Origin of the sequence: Kribbella orskensis, assembly GCF_004342085.1 — a bacterium.
Lineage (GTDB): Bacteria > Actinomycetota > Actinomycetes > Propionibacteriales > Kribbellaceae > Kribbella > Kribbella orskensis.
This window is the reverse complement of the sequence record NZ_SLWM01000002.1, coordinates 214,510-236,495: the sequence shown is the minus strand read 5'-3', so window position 1 is coordinate 236,495 and position 21,986 is coordinate 214,510. Positions and strand designations below refer to the sequence as shown.

At 68.9% G+C, this 21,986-nt stretch carries 20 protein-coding genes; 10 read left to right on the top strand and 10 right to left on the bottom strand.

What is annotated here, in order from left to right:
• Window positions 1–24: 24 nt before the first annotated feature.
• Complete coding sequence (locus EV644_RS06205; protein ID WP_132188128.1) at window positions 25–4,632, bottom strand: ATP-dependent helicase; 4,608 nt, start codon at window positions 4,630–4,632, stop codon at window positions 25–27.
• Between the two features lie 65 nt (window positions 4,633–4,697).
• Here EV644_RS06205 and EV644_RS06200 point away from each other — a divergent pair, with 65 nt between their 5' ends.
• Complete coding sequence (locus EV644_RS06200) at window positions 4,698–5,789, top strand: LppM family (lipo)protein (RefSeq protein ID WP_132188129.1); 1,092 nt, start codon at window positions 4,698–4,700, stop codon at window positions 5,787–5,789.
• Window positions 5,786–5,980, top strand: a complete 195-nt coding sequence (locus EV644_RS06195; RefSeq protein WP_132188130.1) for a DUF3046 domain-containing protein — start codon at window positions 5,786–5,788, stop codon at window positions 5,978–5,980. The genes EV644_RS06200 and EV644_RS06195 overlap by 4 nt, the downstream gene beginning before the upstream one ends.
• A gap of 9 nt (window positions 5,981–5,989) precedes the next feature.
• Here EV644_RS06195 and EV644_RS06190 read toward each other — a convergent pair whose 3' ends face one another.
• The 3 genes from EV644_RS06190 to EV644_RS47090 all read right to left on the bottom strand — a co-directional run bounded on the left by EV644_RS06190 (window position 5,990) and on the right by EV644_RS47090 (window position 8,999).
• The gene (locus tag EV644_RS06190; RefSeq protein ID WP_132188131.1) at window positions 5,990–8,113 is read right to left on the bottom strand and encodes an MMPL family transporter; all 2,124 of its coding nucleotides are present in this window, start codon (window positions 8,111–8,113) and stop codon (window positions 5,990–5,992) included.
• Window positions 8,114–8,278: 165 nt separating this feature from the next.
• The gene (locus EV644_RS06185; protein ID WP_132188132.1) at window positions 8,279–8,842 is read right to left on the bottom strand and encodes a GrpB family protein; all 564 of its coding nucleotides are present in this window, start codon (window positions 8,840–8,842) and stop codon (window positions 8,279–8,281) included.
• Between the two features lie 28 nt (window positions 8,843–8,870).
• A complete protein-coding gene (locus EV644_RS47090) occupies window positions 8,871–8,999 on the bottom strand; it encodes a hypothetical protein (protein ID WP_255511290.1) in 129 nt (42 codons plus the stop codon).
• 10 nt (window positions 9,000–9,009) lie between these two features.
• On the opposite strand from EV644_RS47090, the gene EV644_RS47085 reads away from it, so the two are divergent.
• The 6 genes from EV644_RS47085 (at window position 9,010) to rny (ending at window position 15,544) form a co-directional block, all read left to right on the top strand.
• Entirely contained in the window at window positions 9,010–9,138 is a 129-nt protein-coding gene (locus tag EV644_RS47085; protein WP_255511292.1) for a hypothetical protein, read from the top strand.
• Window positions 9,139–9,471: 333 nt separating this feature from the next.
• Entirely contained in the window at window positions 9,472–10,545 is a 1,074-nt protein-coding gene (recA, locus tag EV644_RS06175) for a recombinase RecA (protein WP_132188133.1), read from the top strand.
• Window positions 10,532–11,140, top strand: a complete 609-nt coding sequence (locus EV644_RS06170; protein ID WP_241998022.1) for a regulatory protein RecX — start codon at window positions 10,532–10,534, stop codon at window positions 11,138–11,140. Before recA ends, EV644_RS06170 begins: the two co-directional genes overlap by 14 nt.
• Window positions 11,141–11,727: 587 nt before the next feature.
• Entirely contained in the window at window positions 11,728–12,501 is a 774-nt protein-coding gene (locus EV644_RS06165; protein WP_132188134.1) for an Rv0909 family putative TA system antitoxin, read from the top strand.
• Between the two features lie 422 nt (window positions 12,502–12,923).
• Window positions 12,924–13,229, top strand: coding sequence for a hypothetical protein (locus EV644_RS06160; protein ID WP_132188135.1), 306 nt, complete (start codon window positions 12,924–12,926; stop codon window positions 13,227–13,229).
• Window positions 13,230–13,840: 611 nt separating this feature from the next.
• Entirely contained in the window at window positions 13,841–15,544 is a 1,704-nt protein-coding gene (rny, locus tag EV644_RS06155; protein WP_132188136.1) for a ribonuclease Y, read from the top strand.
• An 18-nt stretch (window positions 15,545–15,562) separates the two neighbouring features.
• On the opposite strand, the gene EV644_RS06150 is transcribed toward rny, so the two are convergent.
• Complete coding sequence (locus EV644_RS06150) at window positions 15,563–15,943, bottom strand: nuclear transport factor 2 family protein (protein ID WP_132188137.1); 381 nt, start codon at window positions 15,941–15,943, stop codon at window positions 15,563–15,565.
• A 122-nt stretch (window positions 15,944–16,065) separates the two neighbouring features.
• Between EV644_RS06150 and EV644_RS06145 the strand changes: the two genes are divergently transcribed.
• The gene (locus tag EV644_RS06145; protein WP_132188138.1) at window positions 16,066–16,581 is read left to right on the top strand and encodes a GNAT family N-acetyltransferase; all 516 of its coding nucleotides are present in this window, start codon (window positions 16,066–16,068) and stop codon (window positions 16,579–16,581) included.
• On the opposite strand, the gene EV644_RS06140 is transcribed toward EV644_RS06145, so the two are convergent.
• Window positions 16,565–17,218, bottom strand: a complete 654-nt coding sequence (locus tag EV644_RS06140) for a response regulator (protein ID WP_132188139.1) — start codon at window positions 17,216–17,218, stop codon at window positions 16,565–16,567. The two genes, EV644_RS06145 and EV644_RS06140, sit on opposite strands and share 17 nt — an antisense overlap.
• Complete coding sequence (locus EV644_RS06135; protein WP_158292754.1) at window positions 17,215–18,336, bottom strand: sensor histidine kinase; 1,122 nt, start codon at window positions 18,334–18,336, stop codon at window positions 17,215–17,217. The genes EV644_RS06140 and EV644_RS06135 overlap by 4 nt, the downstream gene beginning before the upstream one ends.
• Before the next feature lie 134 nt (window positions 18,337–18,470).
• Between EV644_RS06135 and EV644_RS06130 the strand changes: the two genes are divergently transcribed.
• Window positions 18,471–19,136: a hypothetical protein gene (locus tag EV644_RS06130; RefSeq protein ID WP_158292753.1), complete on the top strand. Its 666-nt coding sequence runs from the start codon at window positions 18,471–18,473 to the stop codon at window positions 19,134–19,136.
• 7 nt (window positions 19,137–19,143) lie between these two features.
• Here EV644_RS06130 and EV644_RS06125 read toward each other — a convergent pair whose 3' ends face one another.
• The 3 genes from EV644_RS06125 to EV644_RS06115 form a co-directional block, all read right to left on the bottom strand.
• A complete protein-coding gene (locus tag EV644_RS06125; RefSeq protein WP_158292752.1) occupies window positions 19,144–20,061 on the bottom strand; it encodes an aminoglycoside phosphotransferase family protein in 918 nt (305 codons plus the stop codon).
• Between the two features lie 66 nt (window positions 20,062–20,127).
• A complete protein-coding gene (locus EV644_RS06120; protein WP_132188143.1) occupies window positions 20,128–21,291 on the bottom strand; it encodes an acyl-CoA dehydrogenase family protein in 1,164 nt (387 codons plus the stop codon).
• 69 nt (window positions 21,292–21,360) lie between these two features.
• A complete protein-coding gene (locus EV644_RS06115) occupies window positions 21,361–21,936 on the bottom strand; it encodes a DUF1707 SHOCT-like domain-containing protein (RefSeq protein WP_132188144.1) in 576 nt (191 codons plus the stop codon).
• Window positions 21,937–21,986 lie beyond the last annotated feature (50 nt).

Sequence of the window (21,986 nt, the reverse complement as noted above, 5' to 3'; positions counted from 1 at the left end):
GGCTCAATCCCTCTCAGCCATGGCTCAGGCCCGGAGTCGCAGTCCGCGCGGCGTCGCATGGAACCCGGCCTTCGCCAAGGCATCCCCGAACGCCGTGTGCCGCACCTGCTCGCCGTCCGCGGTCTCGACGCTGAGCTTGCCCAAGTGGCCGTCCCTGATCGCCAGCGCGAGCGCATCCACAGCAGGCTGCAGCAGGTCCGGGTCTTCGGTGAAGCTGAGCACGGTCCGCCCGCCGCGCTCGACGTAGACGATCAGCCGCCCGTCCACGAGCATCACCAGAGCGCCCGCCTTGCGCCCCGGTCGATGACCGCTCGCGTTCTCCCGCTCGGGCCACGGCAGCGCCGCGCCATAGGGATTCGCCGGATCAGAAGCAGCCAGTACTACGGCCCGCGCCGCCGGCTCCTCCTTGCGCCTCCCGGCCGCGGAGTTCGGCGCGCTGGTCGGAAGCTCGGCCATCGCTCGCAAGCGATCCACCGCGCCAGGTAAGGCGAACTGCGCCGCACCGAGCCCCGCCACGAAGTACCCGCGACGGCAACGTCCAGACTCCTCGAACGCACTCAGCACCTTGTAGACCGCGGCGAATCCACCCGGCGTCCGCTCGGTGATCACCGAGCCGCGAGTGACGATCCCGTAGCGGTCGAGCAGTGTCTCCGCCGCGGCATGAGCCCGCCTGGTGGCATCCGGGTTCCGCTCAGGCAGCAGAGACCAGCGACCGCCTGCCGTGGGCGGACCACTCCGCGATGGCATGGCTGGTCGCCCCGGCCTGGTCGGACGACCTGGGCGCGCGCGGGGCGGAGTACGGCGGGTTCGGTGGCTGCCTCGGCCGCCGCCGACCAGAGAGCGCACCGGGGCCAGCGTGTCGTTGGTCAGGTGCCCCGCCCAGACCAGATCCCAGAGGACACCGACCAGCGTCTGGTCATCGACCACGCCGGCACTCGCGCCGACCACATCGCTCAGTTGCCGGAAGAAGAACGCCCCTCCGCCCGACAGTGCGTCGAGCACAGCCTGGTGGGTCTCACCAAGCTCGAAGGCGGGATCCGGATCGGGCAGCGTCAGATCGCAGTTGTCCGCGAGATGCAACGAGACCCAGCCGTCCGTGCCCGGCAGCGAACCCGAGCCGGCCCAGACCACCTCACCCGTCGCAGTCAGCTCGTCCAGCATGGACGGCTGGTACCCGGGGACGCGTGACGGCAACACGATCGACTCCAAGGCCGACGCGGGCACAGCACAACCTGCCAACTGCTCAACAGCGCCCAGCAGTACGTCGTAGCCACGGCCGCGGCTGCTGGTGATTCCCTGCCAGGCAGGCAGGAAGCGCGCCAGCGCGGCGGGATCGACCGGCTCGACCTCCTTGCGGAGCGCGGCGAGGGAACGCCGGCGGAGCAGCCGGAGGATCTCCGAGTCGCACCACTCCATCGCGATGCCACCAGGCAGGAACTCGCCTTCGACCACCCGTCCGGCAGCCGCCAGCCGCCGCAGCGCATCCGTCACCACGGCCACGCCGATCCCGAGGTGGGTGGCAAGGTCGATCGCACGGAACGGGCCATGCGTGCGGGCATAGCGCGACACCAGATCGCCCAGCGGATCCGCGACAGACTCGGCGTGAGCCTCGGCGACACCCGGCGGCAGAGGCACTCCGAGGGCGTCGCGCAGCCGGGCGACATCCTCCACCACGGCCCAGCGGTGCTCGCCCGCGATCCGCACACGGACCACTCGCCGGGCAGCGGCAAGGTCGGTCAACCAGGCCTCGGCATCCGAGCCGTCCACACAACGCTGCGAAGCCTCGGAGATCGACAGCGGCCCGACCAGCCGTAGTACGTCGAACAGGCCTTCGGCATCGCGGGCTCGACGGTCTTCCGCCAGGCGCTGCAGTTCGGCCTCGGTGCGCAGTACGACCTCTGCGTCGAGGAGCTCGCGCAGCTCGGTCCGGCCCAGCAGCTCCGCCAGCAGCCCCTGGTCCAGCGAAAGGGCGGCCGCGCGCTTCTCGGCGAGCGGGGTATCGCCCTCATACATGAAGGCGCCCACATAGCCGAACAGCAGCGACTTCGCGAACGGCGAGGCCTCGGGCGTCTCGACCTCGACCACGGAGATCCGGCGCTCGCCGATCCCGGTCAGGAGATCCTTCAGCGCGGTCAGGTCGTACACGTCCTGCAGCACTTCCCGCAGCGTCTCGAGCACGATCGGGAACGAGCCGTACTTGCTGGCGACGCTGAGGAGCTGCGCCGAGCGCTGACGTTGCTGCCACAGCGGAGATCGCTTGCCCGGATTGCGCCGGGGGAGTAGCAGCGCCCGCGCCGCACACTCACGGAACCGCGCGGCGAACAAGGCCGATCCGCCGACCTCAGCGGTGACCAGATCCTCGATCTCGGCGGGGTCGAACAGCACCAGATCCGCACCGGGTGGTGCCTCGTCGGTCTCGGGCAGGCGCAGCACGATCCCGTCGTCACCGGAGACGGACTGCGCGTCCATCCCGTACCGCTCGCGCAGGCGGGCAGCGATCGCCAGAGCCCAGGGGCCGTGCACCTGACCGCCGTACGGAGAGTGGATGCAGACGCGCCAGTCGCCCAGCTCGTCGCGGAACCGCTCGACCAGGATGGTGATGTCGTCCGGGATCCGGCTGGTGGCCTCGCGCTGCTCGGCGAGATAGGCGACCAGGTTGTTCGCCGCGTACTCGTCCAAGCCGGCGTCGCGTGCGCGTTTGACCGCCTTCGCCGGTGGCAGCGAGGCCATCGTGCGGACGAAGGCGCCGGTCGCAGCGCCGAGCTCGGCCGGACGCCCGACGGCATCGCCCTTCCAGAAGGGGAGCCTCCCCGGCTGTCCCGGAGCCGGTGAGACCAGTACTCGGTCGTGGGTGATGTCCTCGATCCGCCAGCTGGACGCGCCCAGCGTGAAGACGTCGCCGACTCGCGATTCGTAGACCATTTCCTCGTCGAGCTCACCGACCCTGTGGTTGGTGGACTCGCCGACCAGGAAGACGCCGAACAGGCCGCGGTCGGGGATCGTGCCGCCGCTGGTCACCGCCAGGCGCTGGGCCCCCGGCCGGCCGGAGATCTCGCCGCTGACCCGGTCGAACACGATCCGCGGCCGGAGCTCCGCGAACTCGTCCGACGGGTAGCGCCCGGACAACATGTCGAGCACCCCGTCGTACGCCGAACGCGGCAACGTGGCGAACGGGGCGCAGCGGCGTACGAGGGCATAGAGCTCGTCCACATCGATGGTGTCGAGGGCAACGATCGAGACGATCTGCTGGGCGAGTACGTCGAGTGGGTTGGCCGGGATGTGCAGGCTCTCGATCAGGCCGTCGCGCATCCGCTGGACCACCACGGCCGTGTCGACCAGGTCACCGCGGAACTTCGGGAACAGCACACCTCGCGAGATCGCGCCGACCTGGTGCCCGGCGCGGCCGACCCGCTGCAGACCGCTGGCCACGGACGGCGGCGCCTCGACCTGGATCACCAGGTCGACCGCGCCCATGTCGATGCCGAGCTCGAGGCTGCTGGTCGCGACCACGCAGGGCAGTCGCCCGGACTTCAGGTCTGCCTCGATCAGCGCGCGCTGCTCCTTGCTGACCGAGCCGTGGTGTGCCCGGGCGATCAAAGGCGGTGCTGCCAGGGACGCACCCGACTGAGCCATGAGTTGCGCGGGTGAGCCCGCGTCGGGCAGCTCCAGCTCCGCACGCTCGGCGGCGATCTCGTTCAGCCTTGCGGTGAGCCGCTCGGCGAGGCGACGCGAGTTGGAGAAGACGATGGTGGAGCGGTGGGCCGAGATCAGGTCGAAGACGTGCTCCTCGACATGCGGCCAGATCGAGGCATGTCTTGGCGGCCCGGCGGCTGGGCCGGAAACCTCGATCTCGGTGTTGGCGAGCTCGGCCATGTCTTCGACCGGTACGACGACGCTGAGGTCCCACTGCTTGGTGAACTTGGGCTGGACCACCGTGACGGGCCGCTCGCCACCGAGGAAGCGGGCGACCTCCTCGACCGGGCGGACGGTCGCGGACAGGCCGATCCGCTGCGCCGGCTTGGGCAGCAGCGCATCGAGCCGCTCGAGCGTGAGGGCGAGATGGGCGCCGCGCTTGGTGCCGGCGACCGCGTGCACCTCGTCGACGATCACCGTCTCGACGCCCTTCAGCGACTCGCGGGCTTGCGAGGTGAGCAGCAGGAACAGCGACTCGGGTGTGGTGATCAGTACGTCGGACGGCTTCGTGGCGAAGCGCCTGCGTTCGTTCGCCGGGGTATCGCCGGAGCGCACCGCGACCTCCACGTCGAGCGGAGCCTCGCCGAGCCGCCGGGCGGTCTCGCGGATTCCGATCAGCGGGGCTCGCAGGTTGCGCTCGACATCGACCGCAAGAGCCTTCAGCGGTGACACGTAGAGCACCCGGCAGCGCAGCTTCGGATCCGTCGGGGGAGGAGTGGTGGCCAGCCGGTCGAGCGCCCAGAGGAAGGCGGCCAGGGTCTTGCCGGAACCGGTCGGGGCGACCACCAGCGCGTCCTGGCCCGCGGTGATGGCGTCCCACGCCTCGAGCTGGGCCGGGGTGGCCGCCTCGAAGACGTCGCCGAACCACGCCCGGGTGGCGGGCGAGAAGCGGCTGAACGCGCTGGATCTCTGCACGATCCCTATCTTGCCGGGTGCCACCGACAGTTCTCGGAGGGCTGACACCGGACAGCGCGTTGTCCCCTGCTTCTGGAATGATCGGGGACATGGTGAACCGCGTGCGCACCGCACTCGTCGTCGTGGCCTGTCTGTTCGCTCTGACGGGCTGCGTCAAGCTGGATGCCGACCTGAAGGTGAACGCGGACGAGACCGTCTCGGGCACCATGAAGCTCGGGATCGACAAGGAGCTGGTCCAGACCAGTGGGCAGTCGCTGGACAAGATCCGCCAGCAGGTCGAGGACGGGATCAAGGGGTCGAGCACCGAGGGCGTCACCTGCAAGGCGTTCGAGGACGACAAGTACGTCGGGTCCGACTGCAGCTTCGACAGTGTCCCGTTCAGCAAGATGGGCAGCTCGACCGGCGACAGCGTGACCTTCCGCAAGGACGGCGACAAGTTCATGGTCAGCGTCAAGGACATGAACCTGGGCAGCATGCCGTCCGGCACCCAGCCGGTGATCAACGTCAAGATCACCATGCCGGGCAAGATCCTCGAGCACGACCCGGGCGCCCAGGTGAGCGGCCGCACGGCGACGTACGACAGCGTGGAGACGCTCGGCAACGTCTCCCTGACGTCGAACGCGAGCGCCGGCTTCCCGCTCTGGGCCGTCATCCTGATCATCGTGCTGGTGCTGTTGGCCGCAGCCGCTGTGGCGTACTTCGTAGTCCGCGGCCGCCGGAACGCTGCCCAGGCGCAGTACGCGGGTCAGTACGGGCAGTACCCGGGTCAACCGCAGCAGGGCCAGTGGGGACCCCAGTACGGCGGCCAGCCGGGCCAGCCTGGTCCGTACGGGCAGCAGGGGCCGTATGGCCAGCAGCCAGGTGGATATGGGCAGCCTGGTCCGTACGGGCCACCCCAGCAGTACGGGCAGCCGGGGCCTGGGCAGTACCCTGGGCAACCGCAGCAGGGACCGCCGCAGCAGGGTCAGCCGGGCCAGTGGGGTCCGCAACCGCAGCAGGGCCCACCGCAAGGGCCGCCGCAGGGTGGACAGCCTGGGCAGGGGCAGGGCGGTTGGGGTCAGCCCCAGCAAGGCCCGCCACCCCAGCAGCCTCCGCACCAGGGAGGGCCTCCGCAGGGCGGGCAGCAAAGTGGACAGCAGGGTGGCTGGAACCAGCCGCCGGACAATGACGGGCAGGCATGAGACTGACGGAATTCTGGGACCGGATGGATCGCCATCTCGGTCCCGCCTACTCGCGGACCTGGGCCGAGACCCAGGTGGTGAGTGAGCTCGGCGGCCGCACGGTCGCCGAGGCATTGGCCCAGGGCGAGCACGCCAAAACAGTCTGGCGCGCCGTCTGGGCCCACCTCCACCTCCCCGCCAGCGAGCGCTGAGCCAGTAGGTCAGCCGCCGGCGAGCGAGGGCTCGGGCTCCTCTTCGGGTAGTTCCTCGCCCGGCTTCGGGTCGCGCTTCTGGGCCAGCTTGCTCGGCCACCACATGTGCCGGCCGATGTCGAGGGTGAGCGCCGTCACCAGTACCGACCGGACCACGATCGTGTCCAGCAGGACACCGAGCGCGACCGCGATACCGATCTCCGCGAAGGCCACCACGGGCATCGTCGCCAGCACCGCGAACGTGCCCGCCAGCACCAGCCCGGCCGAGGTGATCACGCCGCCGGTCGCGGCGACGCCGATCAGCGCGCCGCGACGGGTTCCGTACACCTTCGACTCCTCGTGCACCCGGGTCATCAGGAAGATGTTGTAGTCGATGCCCAGGGCAACCAGGAAGACGAAGACGAACAACGGCAGCGAGGGATCGGCGCCTCCGAACCCGAGCACGTGGGTGAACACCAACGCGCTGAGGCCCAGGGCGGCTCCGAAGGACAGCACGACCGTTGCCACCAGCAGGACCGGAGCCAGCAGGGATCGCAGCAGCAGCGCGAGGATCAGCAGCACCACGCCCAGCACGGTCGGGATGATCACCTTGTTGTCGTGGTTCGACGCGCGTTGCGTGTCCAGCAGGATCGCGGCTCCGCCACCGGCGAGCGCATCGGCTCCGTCGACCGCGTGTACGGCGGCTCGCACCCGGTCGACGGTGTCCTTGGCCGCCTGGGTGTCGACGGCATCCGTCATCGTGCCCTCGAGGTAAGCCAGGTCGCCGGCGGTTCGCGGCTCGGCCACCGAGGCGATTCCCACCGTCGACTCCATCGCCGTACGGACTTCCGCGGCCTTGTCGGCGTTGCTCACCACGACCAGCGGATTGCCTGCGCCGGCCGGGAAGTGTTCCGCCACGACCTTCTCACCGACCACCGAGTCCGGAGTACCGGTGAAGGACTCCTCGTTCGTGAGCCCGTTGGCGTCGAGGGTGAGCATGCCCAGAGACGCGGCGCCGAGCGCCAGCGAGGTGACGATCCAGGTGAGCCGCGGCCTGATTGCGATCCGCCGCCCGATCCTGCCCCACACGCTCGTCTCGGTGTGGTCGTCGGACCCATAGGTCGGCCGCAGCGGCCAGAACACCCAGCGGCCGAAGATGACGAGCAGAGCGGGCAACAGCGTCAGCATGGCCAGCAAGGCGACCACGATGCCGACAGCAGCGACCGGTCCGAGGCCACGGGTCGAGTTCATGGAAGCCAGCAGCAGACAAAGCATGCCGGCTACGACTGTCGAGCCTGAGGCGATGATGGCCGGCCCAGAGCGGTGCAAGGCGAACGCCATCGCCTCATGCCGATCCTCGTGCCGCCGTAGCTCTTCTCGATAGCGAGCCACCAGCAGCAGGGCATAGTCCGTCCCTGCGCCGAACACGAGCACTGTGAGGATGCCTGCGCTCTGTGCGTTGACGGTGAGGTCTGCCTTGGTCGCCAGCAGGTAGACCACCGCTTGCGCGGCGAACAGGGCGACTCCGGCGGAGATCAGCGGCAGCAGCCAGAGCACCGGGCTGCGGTAGGTCAGCAACAGGATGATGATCACCACGGCGGCAGCGGAGTACAGGAGCTTGCCGTCGATACCGGCGAAGGCTTCCTGCGAGTCGGCGGCGAATCCGCCAGGTCCGGTCAGGTGGAACGACAGTCCGTCGGGTCGCTCGGCCGCGATCCGTCGGATGTCGTCGGCTCGCTCACCGATCGTCTCCCAGCCGCCGGAGCCGGCATTGATCGGCACGAGTACCTGCAGGGCCTTCTTGTCCTCGGACGGAATCGGCCCGATCACCGGGCGGTCGACGTCCTGCAGCTGGCCGAACTGGGCGACCTGTGCCTCCACTGCCCGCTGGTCGGCCGGGGTGATCCCGCTGTCACGTACGTACACCAGGACGGCCGGAATCTCGTCCGGCGAGGAGAACTGGGCCGACGCCTTCAGTACCTCGGTGGACTCGGCATTGCCTGGCAACCAGGAGACAGCATCGTTCTCCTGAGCACCGGTGAGCTTGCTTGCCGGTCCGAAGGACACCGCGATCGCGACGATCCATAGCGCGAGCACGATCCACTTCGACACCTTGCCGCAAGGCAACGCCGCGAGCCGTCCTGATCCAGCCATTCCGTATCACGCCCCCTTGGGGAGCGGCCCGCCCGTCATACGCCGGGTCGTCCTCGACGCACCCCCCTGGTCAAGCCTGGTCTGTACCACGGCACGCGTCAACGAGCCCCGAGTAGTACTGCGATTACCGTCCGCGCGTGGTCGCCCGGGGACGGGAGGTCAGCTTCAGACGGTCCAGCCGGTGCGTTCGGCCCATTCCTCAGCCGGCAGGTAGATCAGGTCGCACACGGGATCCTTCAGATCGGCGTACTCGCCGACCGACTCCAACGGGAGGCTCGCCGCCCGCTTCTTGAACTCTCCGTATGCCGCCGCGGTGTCCGGGTGGGCTCGCAGGTAGTCCCGGAACAGCAGGGCGTACCGCTGGTTGGCGCGGCCCGCTACTCGCACGTGCAGGTTCACCCGGCGGCGGTACATGGGCTCGATCACCAGCCGCTTGACCCACTGGAGCTCGTCCTTCGGCAGACCCGGCACGGGGTGATCGCGGCGCGGCGGGCGGACCTCCCAGTCGGCGGCGACCAGCAGTTCCACCGCGTCGTCCAGGTCGGGCTCGCTGACGACGGTCGCCTGGATGTCGAGGACGTCCTTGGCCGCCAGTCCCGGTACCGCGGTCGAGCCGATGTGGTCGATGCGCAGCGCGGTGTCCCCGAGGATGTTGTGGATCACCTGCGCCGTCTTGTCGTACTGCGCGGCCCAGGTGGCATCTGGTCTGACGATGGCGATCGCGCTCATGGGTAGATCATCGCAGCGACCGTGGACCTCAGACAGGCTTTATCCGGAACGAGCCGCTGTTGAGGAGGTCCGCGGCGGCGTACGCGGCCTTCCGGATGCCCTTGCGCTCGTCGAAGTAGCCGCCGACCACTCCGATCGCCGGGAGCCTGCCGAACATCCTGGCGCCGATGCTGCCGCGTCCGCAGCAGCCCGTCGATGGCCAGGATCAGGCCCTTCTCGGCCAGGTTCGGTTGCTCCTGGGCGGAGTACTCGGTGAGGATGCTGCGGATGCCGAACGGGTCCGGGGTGCGGAGTGAGTCGAGCACCGAGTCGAGGCCGAACTCGACCCTGCTGAGGGTGAGGATGACGGCGGAATCGGGAACTCGGGGCGGTCGGTCACGAGCGCCAGAGTAGGCAGTCGGCGGTCCAGCCTGGTTGTCCGGGCCAGGTTCCGGCGTGTCAGTTGCGGTTCGAACACGTGTTCGGGTTATTTTGTCTCGTACGAGTTCGTCGGATCGGCCGAGTTGTCCACAGATTCAGCGCGGCACCCAAAACTGTCCGACGTAACCCATACCGTCTCTGGCGACAAAGAATTCCTCCGGGCAGCTGGGACAGCGGCCCCGATAGTAGATGGGTTAGGTGGCAGTCACATGGCTGGTGCAGCGGCGAGTGCGGAGCGCAAGGCCGGCGATCGCGAGAAGGCTCTGGCGACCGCGCTGACGCAGATCGAGCGGCAGTGCGGCAAGGGGTCGGTGATGCGGTTGGGCGAGCAGGGCCGGGCGCCGATCGAGGTCATCCCGACCGGTTCGATCGCGCTCGACATCGCGCTCGGGATCGGTGGGCTGCCGCGTGGCCGGGTGGTGGAGATCTACGGCCCGGAGTCCTCCGGTAAGACGACGGTGGCGCTGCACGCGGTCGCGAACGCGCAGCGGGCCGGCGGCATCGCGGCGTTCATCGACGCGGAGCACGCGCTCGACCCGGACTACGCTCAGAAGCTCGGTGTCGACACCGACGCCCTGCTGGTCTCGCAGCCGGACTCCGGTGAGCAGGCGCTGGAGATCGCCGACATGCTGATCCGCTCCGGCGCGATCGACATCGTCGTGATCGACTCGGTGGCCGCGCTGGTGCCCCGGGCCGAGATCGAGGGCGAGATGGGTGACAGCCACGTCGGTCTGCAGGCCCGGCTGATGAGCCAGGCGCTGCGCAAGATGACCGGTGCGGTCAGCGGTACCAACACCACCGCGATCTTCATCAACCAGCTGCGCGAGAAGATCGGCGTCATGTTCGGCTCCCCGGAGACGACGACCGGTGGCAAGGCGCTGAAGTTCTACGCCTCGGTGCGGCTGGACGTGCGCCGGATCGAGTCGCTCAAGGACGGCACCGACTTCGTCGGCAACCGGACCCGGGTCAAGGTCGTGAAGAACAAGGTCGCTCCGCCGTTCAAGCAGGCCGAGTTCGACATCATCTACGGCCAGGGCATCAGCCGTGAGGGCAGCCTGCTGGACCTCGGGGTGGAGCAGGGCTTCGTCCGCAAGGCCGGCGCCTGGTTCACCTACGAGAGCGACCAGCTCGGTCAGGGCCGGGAGAACGCGCGGAACTTCCTGCGCGACAACCCGGATCTGGCCAACGAGCTGGAGAAGAAGATCAAGGAGAAGATGGGCATCGGCGCGGCGGTGGACAAGCCGGCCGAAGCTGCAGTGGCCGAGGTCGATGTCGACTTCTGAGAGCACCCGTCCGGGCCCGCGCCGGCGTCGCCGGTTCGGGTCCGGGCAACCCTCCACACCGGCCGACCCGGAGCTCGACAAGCCGTCGGATCCCGAGTCGGCCGCGCGGACGATCCTGCTCGACAAGCTGACCGCCCAGCCGCGGACCAGGGCTGAGCTGGCCGACATCCTTGCCGAGCGGGAGATTCCGGACGAGGTTGCCGCGGCGGTTCTGGACCGCTTCACCGAGGTCGGCCTGATCAACGACGCCGCCTTCGCCAACGCCTGGGTGGAGTCCCGTCACCGAGGCCGCGGCCTCGGCAAGCGCGCGCTCGCCCAGGAGCTCCGACGCCGCGGCGTCGACGACGAGCTCGCCCGCGACGCCCTGGACGAGCTCGACCCGGACCAGGAAGAAGCCACCGCCCGGGCCTTGGTCCGCCGCAAACTCCGGTCGATGCGCTCGCTCGACCGCCAGGTGGCCATGCGCCGCCTCCTCGGCATGCTCGCCCGCAAGGGCTACCCCGGCGGCCTGGCCATGACCATCGTCAAACAAGAACTAGCCGCCACCGACGAAGAACTCCCCCTCCTCAACGACTCCGGCCTAGAAGTCGAATAGCCGTCCTTCGCTAAGACCTCCAGCCGTCCGCCAGCCCCACGACTCGCCCACCTCGCCAAGCCCCCGCCGCCCCACGAGGTGGTCCGCGAGCTCGCCCGGTACCGCGCGTACGGCTGGGCGCCCGCCGGGCTACCCCGTCCTCGCCACCTCCAACAGGTGAGTCGGCCAACTGGCCCCAGCACCGCGCGTACGGCAGGCGACCGCCGGCTAGCTCGCCAGGCGCCTCGCCCCCGGCCAGCAACCTGCACTCCTGCTCGGCGGCAACGCCGCAGGTCGAGCTCAGCAAGCGTTCGCGAGCACCCGCGAGCAGCGGTGAGTGGGGTGGGCAGCTAGGCCCGGGCGGGCGCCGGCGAGCAGATCCGCGGTGGCGTCGACCGCAGTTGGGGTGGGGATTTGGAGGGGGTTGGGGTGGTGGATTGGGGGTGCGGGGGAGTGGGGGTGGGGAGGGAGCCGGGGGTGTGGGCGGCGAGGGACGTTGACGGGTGCGGGTTGACGGTGTCTGATCCGAGGTAGGGATCGGGGTTTGTGACTGGTCCGTAGGCTGAGATTTTCGTCCGATCCGCCCCTGACACCTCTCGGAGGGTGCAATGAACGATTTCCAGGAACAGGCGAAGAACTGGCTCCGGAACGTCGTCAAGCAAAACCCGGACAAGATCAAAGCGGGCGTGGAGAAGGCCGGTGACTTGGTCGACAAGCAGACCGGCGGCAAGTACACGGAGAAGGTCGACACCGTCCAGCAGAAGGTCGGCCAGTACGTCGAGTCGCAGTCGGGCGACGCTTCGCAGACTTCCGGTACGAGCCAGGACGCCCCTGAGCAACCGTCCGCATCCGAGCAGTCGGCCGGGACCACCACGGAGACCGTGGACCCCGCGACCGGCCCCGACGACGGCGCCCCGGGCGCCACCACCCAGTCGACGGACTCCGCCGACTCCGACACCACTGAGTCCAGTTCGGACCCGGCTGACGGTGGGGTGGTCGGCGGTACTCCACCAGATGTGTCGGAGCAGCCGAGCAGTTCGGCGGGCTCAGGCACCGAGGGCGCGACAACTGGCGGCACCGCCACCGGTACCTCCGACGGCGGAGGCAGCGACTCGTCTGCCGGCACGTCGGCGGGCGGCGGAAACATGTCGACCGGCGAAGGCCTGCCCGAGGGCGCCGACCCATCTGGCGGCGATGTCGAGAGCCCCACCGCGCAAGCCGAACGCTCCGGCGGAGACGTCGAGCGTTCCGGTGGAGACGTAGAGGGAACCGGCGGAGCGGGCGAGCGCTCGGGCGGCGACGTCGAGCGGACTGGCGAGGACGTCGACCGGTCCGGCGGAGATGTCGAAGGTGACGGCGGCCTCCCAGGCCCTCGCAACTGATCTGATCACAGCGGTGCCTTGCCGACGGTTGAGCCGTAGGCCAGGCACCGCTGTTGCATTGGCTGACGTGTTGGTCCGACCGCACGCCATTCGTCTTGCGCAGTGGGGAGGGCAAGGGGTTAACAGCCCGACGGCGATGGGCGGAAGTCAAGGCAACACGCCGTAGTCGTCGCAGACTGTAGCGAGTGAACTCTAGAGTGTCATCTGCGGGGGGTGGCATGGGGAGATCTCGGCGAGGCCGGCGTGCACGGAGCTCGACCCGGTTTCGAGCGTGGGGCTTCGTGCTGACAGTCCTTACTGCGCTGCTCATAGCCCAAGGGTTGTGGGCCGAGGCAGCGGTGACGGCCGGCGTCCTGCTCTTGTACTTCGCGCTCTTCCGGCAGACGCGGTGCAGAGTCGAGACTCGTGCACACCGACCCTGCATGTGGCGGGTGCGCGGCCTCTTCGGAACATGCGAGTACCACCTGGGCTACAAGCGTAGTCTTCCGAAGTTGGTGCGAGGTCAGGGCTTCATTGGGCTGCCGACCTTCATGTGGCCCCGCGATGACTTCAGCACGACGCCGGATCGACCGGAGCGGGCGGCGAACGTGAACGCGCCCGCAGCCTCGGCCGGGTTGGCGCCTCGCAGAACAGAGCAGCCGGCCAATGACCGCATGATGCTGTTGCTGACTGTTTTCAGTGCCGGAGTTGCCGTCATCGCACTGATCCGGGACTTCCTGGCGGGGTGAGTGATCGGCTGACCACGCTGTCGGAAGCTGCGGGGGGGGTGAGTGGGGGTTTACGGGGTGGAGTGAGGTTGGGGGGTGGTGGGTGGGTGTCCGTGTTGACGGGGTGGTGGGGCGCGCCTAGCCTCGGAATCAGTAAGGGATCACTCCACCTGACGGTGGCGGATATAGCACCGGCGGGCCGGTTGATCACCGGCTGATACGGGCCGGACGATGACGCGAGACCAACGCTCGACCGAGCTTAGAGAAACGGACGACGGCGACCTTCATCGCCGTCGGATGGGACGGAACCGCCGCGGCGGACGGGCCAGTCGCAGTCGACAGGTCACGCCGGCGCGAACGGGACCGTGATAGCGAAGGATCCGCTGTGCGGGCGGGACTGTCCTGACGGACGGAACCATCCAGGACGGATCCATCCAGGACGAACCGTCCAGGGTGGAACTGGACAGGGTGGGACGGGACAGGACCGGCCACCACGGATCAGGCACCTCCGAACCTGGTGGTGCGATTCGCCGTACCGTCATCCGGCTGCCTGTCCACCGCTCAGTGGCGCATCCCTTCCACGTTGACAAAGTCACGCCCCTCAGGGCGCGACTCGAAGAGGGGAGACGCCGATGTCACTCGCGGCCCTGCCGACGGCGGCATCAGTCGGGCTCGTCCTGATCGGGTTGCTGATCGTCGGCCTGCTTGCCTGGATCGGCTTCACGCTGTCCCGCCGCAAGGTCGCCGACGCGACCGCGGCCGCGACCGCCGCCGAGGCGAACGCGAGGCTCGAGGCAGCCACCATCACTTCCGGCGCCAAGTCCGCCGCCGAGCTCGTCCGCCGCCAGGCCGAGGAAGAGGCCGCCGTACTGCGGGTCCGGGCCGAGGCGGCCGAGCAGCGCGCCGAGGAGATCCGGCGTGGCGCCGAGGAACGCGCGTCCGAGGCACGGCGGGAGGCCGAGCTGCGGGCGTCCGACGTACGGCGGGAGGCCGAGTCCGAGGCCCAGTCGATCCGCGACGACCTGCGCGAGCAGCGGCTCGAGATGGAGCGGCGCGAACACCGGCTGACCGAGCGCGAGGAGCGCCTCGACGAGCAGCACCGGAGCATCGAGGAACGCCAGACCGGGCTGACCGCCCAGCTGGCCGAGCTGGATCGCCGCAAGGCCGAGATCCGCGACCTCGAGGAGGAGCGCCGCCGGATCCTGGAGGGCGTCGCGAACCTCACCACCGAGCAGGCGAGGGCCGAGCTGGTCGCCGCCATCGAGGCGGAGGCGAAGCGGCACGCGCACACGATCGTCCGCGACATCGAGCGGCAGGCGCAGGACGAGGGCGAGATCAAGGCCCGCAAGATCATCACCGGCGCGGTGCAGCGGCTGGCGTCCGAGCAGACCAGCGAGTCCGTCGTCTCCGTGGTGCACCTGCCGAGCGACGACATGAAGGGCCGGATCATCGGTCGCGAAGGGCGCAACATCCGGTCCTTCGAGCAGACCACCGGCGTCAACCTGATCATCGACGACACCCCGGAAGCGGTGCTGCTGTCCTGCTTCGACCCGGTACGCCGGGAGACCGCGCGGCTGACGCTGGACTCGCTGGTACTCGACGGGCGGATCCACCCGAGCCGGATCGAGGAGATCTACGAACGCAGCAAGGGCGAGGTGGCCGAGCTGTGCGAGCGGGCCGCCGAGGACGCGATGGCGGAGGTGGGGATCACGGATCTCCACCCGGAGCTGATCCGGACGATGGGCCTGCTGCGGTACCGGACGTCGTACGGGCAGAACGTGTTGAAGCACCTGATCGAGTCGGCGCACATCGCGGGGATGATGGCGGCCGAGCTCGGGCTGGACGTCAAGCGGTGCAAGCGCGGGGCGTTCCTGCATGACATCGGGAAGGCGCTGACGCACGAGTCCGAGGGCAGCCACGCGATCGTCGGGGCGGATCTGGCGCGCAAGTACGGCGAGGACGACGACGTCGTGCACTGCATCGAGGCGCACCACAACGAGGTCGAGGTTCGCACGGTCGAGGCGGTCCTGACGCAGGCGGCGGATGCCGTCAGCGGCGGCCGGCCGGGGGCGCGACGCGAGTCGCTGGAGGCATACGTGCAGCGGCTCGAGCGGCTCGAGGAGATCGCGATGCACCACGACGGGGTGGAGAAGGTGTTCGCGATGCAGGCCGGGCGGGAGATCCGGGTGATGGTGATGCCTGATGCGGTGGATGACATCGCCGCTCAGGTGATGGCGCGGGATATCGCCAAGCAGGTCGAGGAGGAGCTGACCTATCCGGGGCAGATCCGCGTCACTGTCGTACGGGAGTCCCGCGCCACGGAGGTTGCCAAGTAGTTCTAGTGCTCTGGGTCACTAGGTGGGGTCGGTGTATTTGGCTCGCCAGGGTGGCGGGTCAAAAGGGGTGGCGTAAAAGCGGGTTTCCTTGGCTATGCGGCCGTCGCTGAACTCGACGATGTTGGCGACGTAGTAGATGTCGCCGCTGTAGTCGGAGCGGCCCATCACCACGAAGTGGTCGCCGGAGCCGATGATGCGCTGGATCTGGATCGAGGGCGGCGCGGGGTACTCCTGCTGCATCGCCCGCATCGTGTCCCGGCCGACGATGCGTTCGCCGGACTGCGGCATCTCCATGACGTAGTCCTCCGCGCGCATCTCGTGTTCGGCCTCGGCGGACAGCGCCAACTGCCCGTCCATCGGCCAGAGCCGCTCCAGCAACTCCCTGTTCCTATCCGTCATCACGCCCGCCCTTCGTGTTCCGTACCGCCACTGTCGCCCGAACTCTTCAGCCAGCCTTAAACCGGCTCACCCGCGCCGTAAATGGTTCGGCCCGAGGCGCCTTCAGTGGTTACGGTCGGTGGATGGACGTCAGACCGGCCACCAGTGCGGAAGTGGACCAGCTGATCGAGGCAGAGCAGCATCCCGCCGCTCGCGAACACCTCCGCGAACGCTGGGCACAACAAGTCCGCGGCGAAGCCCTCTTCCTCCTCGCACGCCGAGACGGTGCCGTCGTCGGACACACCATGCTGCTGCGCGAGTCGAAGTACCCGATGGTCCAGGCGAAGTACGAGCCGGCCGAGATCAACGCTCTGCACGCCTACGTGCAAAGCCAAGGCATCGGTACTGCGATCGTCGCCGCGGCCGAGGGGATCGCCGCGGAGTGGGGCCGCGCGTACGTCGGCCTGGCCGTCGGGCTGGACAATCCCGGCGCCCGCAGGTTGTACGAACGCCTGGGCTATGAGCAGTGGACGAACGGCCAGGTGCTGGACGAGTGGACCGAGAAGGACGCCGACGGCAACATCATCCGCAGCCACCGAGACCTCTGCGAATACCTGCTCAAACCACTGACATCGAACAGCATCAGCGGCCAGGCGTGACCAAGCCCGTCTCATAGGCGAGGACGACCGCCTGGACGCGGTTGCGGAGATCGAGCTTGGCCAGGATGTGGTTGACATGCGTCTTGACGGTGGCCTCGCTGACTACCAGGACCGAGGCGATCTCGTCGTTCGACCGGCCGCGCGCGATCTCCGTGAGCACAGCGACTTCCCGCGCGGTCAGGGATGCCAACCCTGGAGGCAGGCCCGTCACCGGGGGTGGTCTGCCGATGTGCTCCTCGATCAGCCGGGTGGTGATGCTGGGCGCCAACAACGCCTCGCCCGCGGCCACGGTCCGGATGCCGGCGGCGAGTACGTCGGGCGGCGTCGCCTTCAGCAGGAATCCGGCTGCCCCGGCCCGGAGCGCGTAGTACACGTACTCGTCGAGGTCGTACGTGGTCAGCATCAGGATCTTGGTTCGGCAACCGAGCCGGACGAGCTCGCGGGTCGCGCCGATTCCGTCGAGAACGGGCATCCGGATGTCCATCAGAACCACGTCCGCATCCGTACGCCGCACAGCCTCGATCGCCTTCCTGCCGTCCGCCGCCTCGGCGACCACGCTGAAACCACGGACTTCCAGCACCAGCGCCAGGCCGGATCGCACCAGGTCCTGGTCGTCCGCGATCACGACGCTGTTCATCGGACGACCGGCAGGTCGGCGGTCAGCACGAAGGATCCGTCGTCGCTGCGACCGTGGGTGAGGCGACCACCGAGAACCGCAACCCGCTCGCCCATTCCGAGCAGTCCCAGTCCGCCGCCACTGTCCGGAGTACCTGAGGCCGGGTTCTCGACGCGGATCCGCAGCTCCGTCGCCGTGCGGGTGATCCGCATCGACGCGATCCGGTCGGTGGCGTAGCGGAGTGCGTTGGTCAGCGCTTCCTGGACGATCCGATAGCCCGACACGTCGACGTCGGCCGGAAGCGCCGCGAGCTGACCTTCGACGGTGAGGTCCACCTGCAGCCCGCTCCGGCGGAACCGGTCGACGAGCTCCTGCAAGCGGTCGAGTCCAAGTGGTGCAGCCGCCTCGTCATCGTCGTCGGTGTCCCGAATCAGCCGCAGCAACCTCCCGGTCTCACCGAGCGCCTCGCGCCCCACGGCAGTGACTTCGTCGATCGCAGCCTCGGCGCCGGTGACATCGTTGCGTAGGAGGTCGCGAGCAGCAGCAGCCTGCACCACCATCGCGCTGACCGAGTGGGCCATGACGTCGTGTAGGTCGCGCGCGATCCGGGCCCGCTCGGCCGCGACCGCCTCCCGCCGTACCAGTTCCTGATGCCTGACGAGGAGCTCGGCCTGTTCGGCCAGCCGCACGTTCCGGGCGTCGAGTGAACGCATCAGCCGGCCGAACGCGTAAGGCGGCAGCACGACAGCCGACACGAACACCAGATCGGACACGTCCACCGGTTGATCGAGGCGCAGATATCCCCAGGCCAGCGCGGCGAGGAACAACGCGAGTGGCGTCAGCGCGCGCACGCCACCAACCCGCCGGGCGATCGTGATGGTCGCCAGCGCGAGGATGAGGATCGGCGCGGCGGCCTCATCGACCTCACCCACGGGGATGAGCAGAACGAGACCCGCAAGGGTGCAAGCGGCCAGCGGGAACCGCCCACGCAGTACCAGCAATGCGCAGGCGGTCCAGTCGATCACCAGCGCCGTGGCCGTGCCCGGCAGATCGAGCGCCAGGAGCTCGACGGTCGCAACAATGCCCAGTGCCGCCGGTACTACGGCCTGCCGTAGCGCCGGCGGGTATCCCCACCTCACGCCTCGATGGTAGATCCGCGCGCGGCGTGACGGGTCAACCCAAAGATGGAGAAGGCACCGACCCGGGAGCCGACGCCCCAGCCGCACTACTCGAATTACGGTCGCGGCGAACGATGCGTCCCGAGGAGGCAGAGATGAGTCCTGAACAGCGGCAAACCAGTGGGTGGGTCTGGGTGCCCACCGGAGTCGGTGCCGTTCTCGCGCCGTTGCACGCACTGGCACGGTTCGCGACACCCGACGGAAAGGAGGACCTGGAGAGTGGAGCCGTCCAGTGGTGGGCCGAGCCCGCTGCTCGAGCATTGCGGCCGCTGCTCGACTGGTCGGACGTAGACACGGTCTATCGGGCGTACGGCAAGGTGTGGCCGGTGCTGATCGCCGCGACCGCTCTCAGCGCGCTGCAGGTCAGTCGCAGCCGTCACCCACGGCGCCTGGAGCGGTGGGGCTGGCGGCTGACATTGCCCGGCCTCGCCCTCATGGTCCTCGGACTCTTCGGGTTCTTCTGGCTCGGATTGGACGTCGCCTACATCGCTGCAGGCATGCCCGGCTTCCTGCTGGCCGTGGTCGGATCGGTGCTGCTCGGCGTTGCCTTCCTGCGCGACGGGTACAGGCCATGGCTGGTTCCGGCTCTGCTGCTCGGCTGGTTGCCACTCGACATCGCGCTGAGCTCCGTCCTGTCCGCCGGGGCCGGCACCGTGCCGATGATGGCTGCTTGGGCACTGGCCAACTCCACAGCACGCCGGGGCGAGGCTCGGCGGCCGCTCCCGCCGGATGTACTGCCGTCCAGCCGCCAGAGTGCGTAGGCGTTGGTCAGCGATCCAGCAAGGCACCGCGCGCGATCGAGAGGGTGGCGTCCAGCCGCTCCCACTGGGCGGATCCCCAGGTGCGCATGCCTTCGCGGGCTTCCTCGGCGTCGGCCGCGTCAGGCGAACCGTGCAGCAGGCGGACCACTCGCGCCGTGTAGTCCGAGACGTACCGGCGCAGCAGGAAGAACGCGAACAGGTCCAGTTCGAGTGGCTTGTCCACGGGGTAGACGGCGAGCACCCGGCGCAGTACGTTCCCGTCGACAGGCTGCTCGCCGTGGAGCAGCAAAGCGAGGTCGCACTCCGCCGGCGCGAGCATCGCGCTGTCCCAATCGAGTGCGCTGAGGCGCCCGTGCTCGTCGACCAGCAGATTGTCCCCGGCCAAGTCCGCGTGGCACACCACGAACCGTTGCGGCAATCCGCGTACTGCGGACTGCAACCGCTCCAGCAGTTCCAGCTGATCCATCAGGGCGGCCCGCTCGGGTCGAACGATTCGCTCGCCCAGGTGGAGCCGGAGCTCGTCCGCGACAGCCAGGGAGAAGTGTTCGCGGGGGAGCACGACGGAAGGGGTGGCCGAGTGGAGCGCCGCCAGAACCCTGCCGAGCTCGTCGAGGACGGCATCGGGCCACTTCGGCCAATCCGCAGGCGTGGCACCCGGCAGGAACGGGAACAGTGCGACGACTCCGGCCGGCACCGAGCCGGAGAGTTCCCCTGCTCGGGTGGGCACGGGATAGGGGAGGCGAGCTCGGAAGCCTGCTTCGTGAAGCTCCCGCACGAACGGCAGCCGAGCCACCGCGCCGGCCGCATCCCGACCGCCAGGCCACAACTTGAGGAAGTACTGCTCGTCTCCAGCGTTCACCGAGTAGCCGGCCGAAACCCAGCCCAGGGGAATGAACTGCAACTCCTCGAAGTGCAGCCCATACAACTCACGAACGGACCGGAGCAGCGCACCGCGATCAACTCGCGGCTCAGTCAGCACGGCGAAGCGGGATCAGCGGAAGGCGGCCTGGCCGGTGAGGGCTTGGCCGATCACCAGCTGGTGGACCTCGGAGGTGCCCTCGTAGGTGAGAACTGACTCGAGGTTGTTCGCGTGCCGCATCACCGGGTACTCGCCGCTGATGCCGTTCGCGGCCAGGATCGTGCGGCACTCGCGGGCGATCGCGATCGCCTCGCGGACGTTGTTCAGCTTGCCGACACTGACCTGCTCGGGGCGCAGCGACCCCTTCTCCTTCAGCCGGCCGAGGTGGACCGCGAGCAGGATTCCCTTGTTCAGCTCGACCGCCATGTCCGCGAACTTCGCCTGGGTCAACTGGTACGCCGAGAGTGGCTTGTCGAACACCTGCCGCTCGGCCGCATAGTCCAGCGCGGTCTCCAGGCAGTCGCGGGCCGCGCCCATCGCGCCGAAGATGATGCCGAAACGCGCCTCGTTCAGGCAGCCCAGCGGCCCGGACAGACCACGGGCCTCCGGCAACATCGCCGACGCCGGCAGCCGGACGTCGTCCAGGATCAGCTCCGAGGTCACCGACGCCCGCAGCGACATCTTCCGGGTGATCTCCGGCGCGGAGAACCCAGGCGTGTCAGTCGGTACGGCGAACCCGCGCACACCGTCGTCCGTCCGGGCCCAGACGACGGCCACGTCGGCCACGGAGCCGTTGGTGATCCACATCTTCGAGCCGTTCAGCACCCAGTCGTCGCCGTCGCGCCGGGCGTTCGTCCGCATGCCGCCGGGGTTGGACCCGAAGTCCGGCTCGGTCAGCCCGAAGCACCCGATCGCCTCACCCGCGGCCATCCGGGGGAGCCACTCGGTCTTCTGCTCCTCACTGCCGTACTTCCAGATCGCGTACATCGCGAGCGATCCCTGCACGCTGACGAGCGACCGCATCCCCGAGTCGGCCGCCTCGATCTCCAGACAGGCCAGGCCATAGGCGACAGGCCCGAGCCCGGCGCAGCCGTACCCGGTCAGGTGCATCCCGAGCAGCCCGAGCGCGCCAAGCTCCTTCGCCAGATCCCGTGCGGGGATGGTCGCCGACTCGAACCACTCCGGCAGGTGCGGCCGCAGCCGCTCGTCCGCGAACCGGCGGGCCGTCGCCCTGATGGCGACTTCCTCTTCGGTGAGCAGCGAGTCCACGTCCACGAGATCCAGCGAAACCGTCATGCCGCCACGCTAGCGTCAACCGCACCCGAGCGACCTGAGGCAAACCCCACAAACAACCTGTGGATCACCTCACTTGCGGTACCAGGGCCACCACCAGTGGCGTTTGCGCGGGTGGCGGACGACGATGCTGCTGTAGCGGGCCTCGCCGGTGACGCGGAGGCGGACGCCCCCGGCCTTCGGAGTACCGGCTTTGTTCGTGGAGCTGCTGCCGACCATGTCGATCTGGTCGATGTCGACGCTCCAGCCCTCCGGAACGATCATCAGCACGGAGCTGTGCTTCGGGCGGACCTCGACCTGGATCTCGGGCCAGCGCACGACGGCGTCGGTGAAGTCGAGCTTCACCGACGAGTGCTCGGGGAGGGCGGTGATCCGCTCCGGCACGGTCCACGCACCCTCGCGCTTCTGGGAGCTGTGCTTGGCGCGGATGGTGAGCTCGGCGGCGCTCCCGTGCGCGACCGGGACCAGGTCGGCGGTCGCGGTGCGGAGCTCGAGCTGGGTCTTGGCCGAGTAGATCTGGGTCAGCCGCTGGTCCATCTCCTCGAAGTCCAGCCGGCCGTCGCTGTGGGCCTCCTGGATCATCGAGGCGGCGTGCTCGCGGTCGCGGTCGGATGCCCGATGGCCGGGCGGCGGCTGTTCCAGACTCATAGGAGCAAAGGTAGCGCCGCACCCTGGTCATCCGCTTGCGCCAGCCGTCT

Bases quoted from the DNA above. Each gene is read 5' to 3' on its own strand.
- EV644_RS47085 (WP_255511292.1), top strand. From the start codon at position 9,010: ATGCTGCCGCGTCCGCAGCAGCCCGTCGATGGCCAGGATCAGGCCCTT.
- EV644_RS06185 (WP_132188132.1), bottom strand. From the start codon at position 8,842: ATGAGCGCGATCGCCATCGTCAGACCAGATGCCACCTGGGCCGCGCAG.
- EV644_RS06140 (WP_132188139.1), bottom strand. From the start codon at position 17,218: ATGAACAGCGTCGTGATCGCGGACGACCAGGACCTGGTGCGATCCGGC.
- EV644_RS06115 (WP_132188144.1), bottom strand. From the start codon at position 21,936: ATGAGTCTGGAACAGCCGCCGCCCGGCCATCGGGCATCCGACCGCGAC.
- EV644_RS06170 (WP_241998022.1), top strand. From the start codon at position 10,532: ATGTCGACTTCTGAGAGCACCCGTCCGGGCCCGCGCCGGCGTCGCCGG.
- EV644_RS06195 (WP_132188130.1), top strand. From the start codon at position 5,786: ATGAGACTGACGGAATTCTGGGACCGGATGGATCGCCATCTCGGTCCC.
- EV644_RS47090 (WP_255511290.1), bottom strand. From the start codon at position 8,999: ATGTTCGGCAGGCTCCCGGCGATCGGAGTGGTCGGCGGCTACTTCGAC.
- rny (WP_132188136.1), top strand. From the start codon at position 13,841: ATGTCACTCGCGGCCCTGCCGACGGCGGCATCAGTCGGGCTCGTCCTG.
- EV644_RS06190 (WP_132188131.1), bottom strand. From the start codon at position 8,113: ATGGCTGGATCAGGACGGCTCGCGGCGTTGCCTTGCGGCAAGGTGTCG.
- EV644_RS06200 (WP_132188129.1), top strand. From the start codon at position 4,698: ATGGTGAACCGCGTGCGCACCGCACTCGTCGTCGTGGCCTGTCTGTTC.
- EV644_RS06150 (WP_132188137.1), bottom strand. From the start codon at position 15,943: ATGACGGATAGGAACAGGGAGTTGCTGGAGCGGCTCTGGCCGATGGAC.
- EV644_RS06160 (WP_132188135.1), top strand. From the start codon at position 12,924: ATGTGGCGGGTGCGCGGCCTCTTCGGAACATGCGAGTACCACCTGGGC.
- EV644_RS06145 (WP_132188138.1), top strand. From the start codon at position 16,066: ATGGACGTCAGACCGGCCACCAGTGCGGAAGTGGACCAGCTGATCGAG.
- EV644_RS06120 (WP_132188143.1), bottom strand. From the start codon at position 21,291: ATGACGGTTTCGCTGGATCTCGTGGACGTGGACTCGCTGCTCACCGAA.
- EV644_RS06130 (WP_158292753.1), top strand. From the start codon at position 18,471: ATGAGTCCTGAACAGCGGCAAACCAGTGGGTGGGTCTGGGTGCCCACC.
- EV644_RS06165 (WP_132188134.1), top strand. From the start codon at position 11,728: ATGAACGATTTCCAGGAACAGGCGAAGAACTGGCTCCGGAACGTCGTC.
- recA (WP_132188133.1), top strand. From the start codon at position 9,472: ATGGCTGGTGCAGCGGCGAGTGCGGAGCGCAAGGCCGGCGATCGCGAG.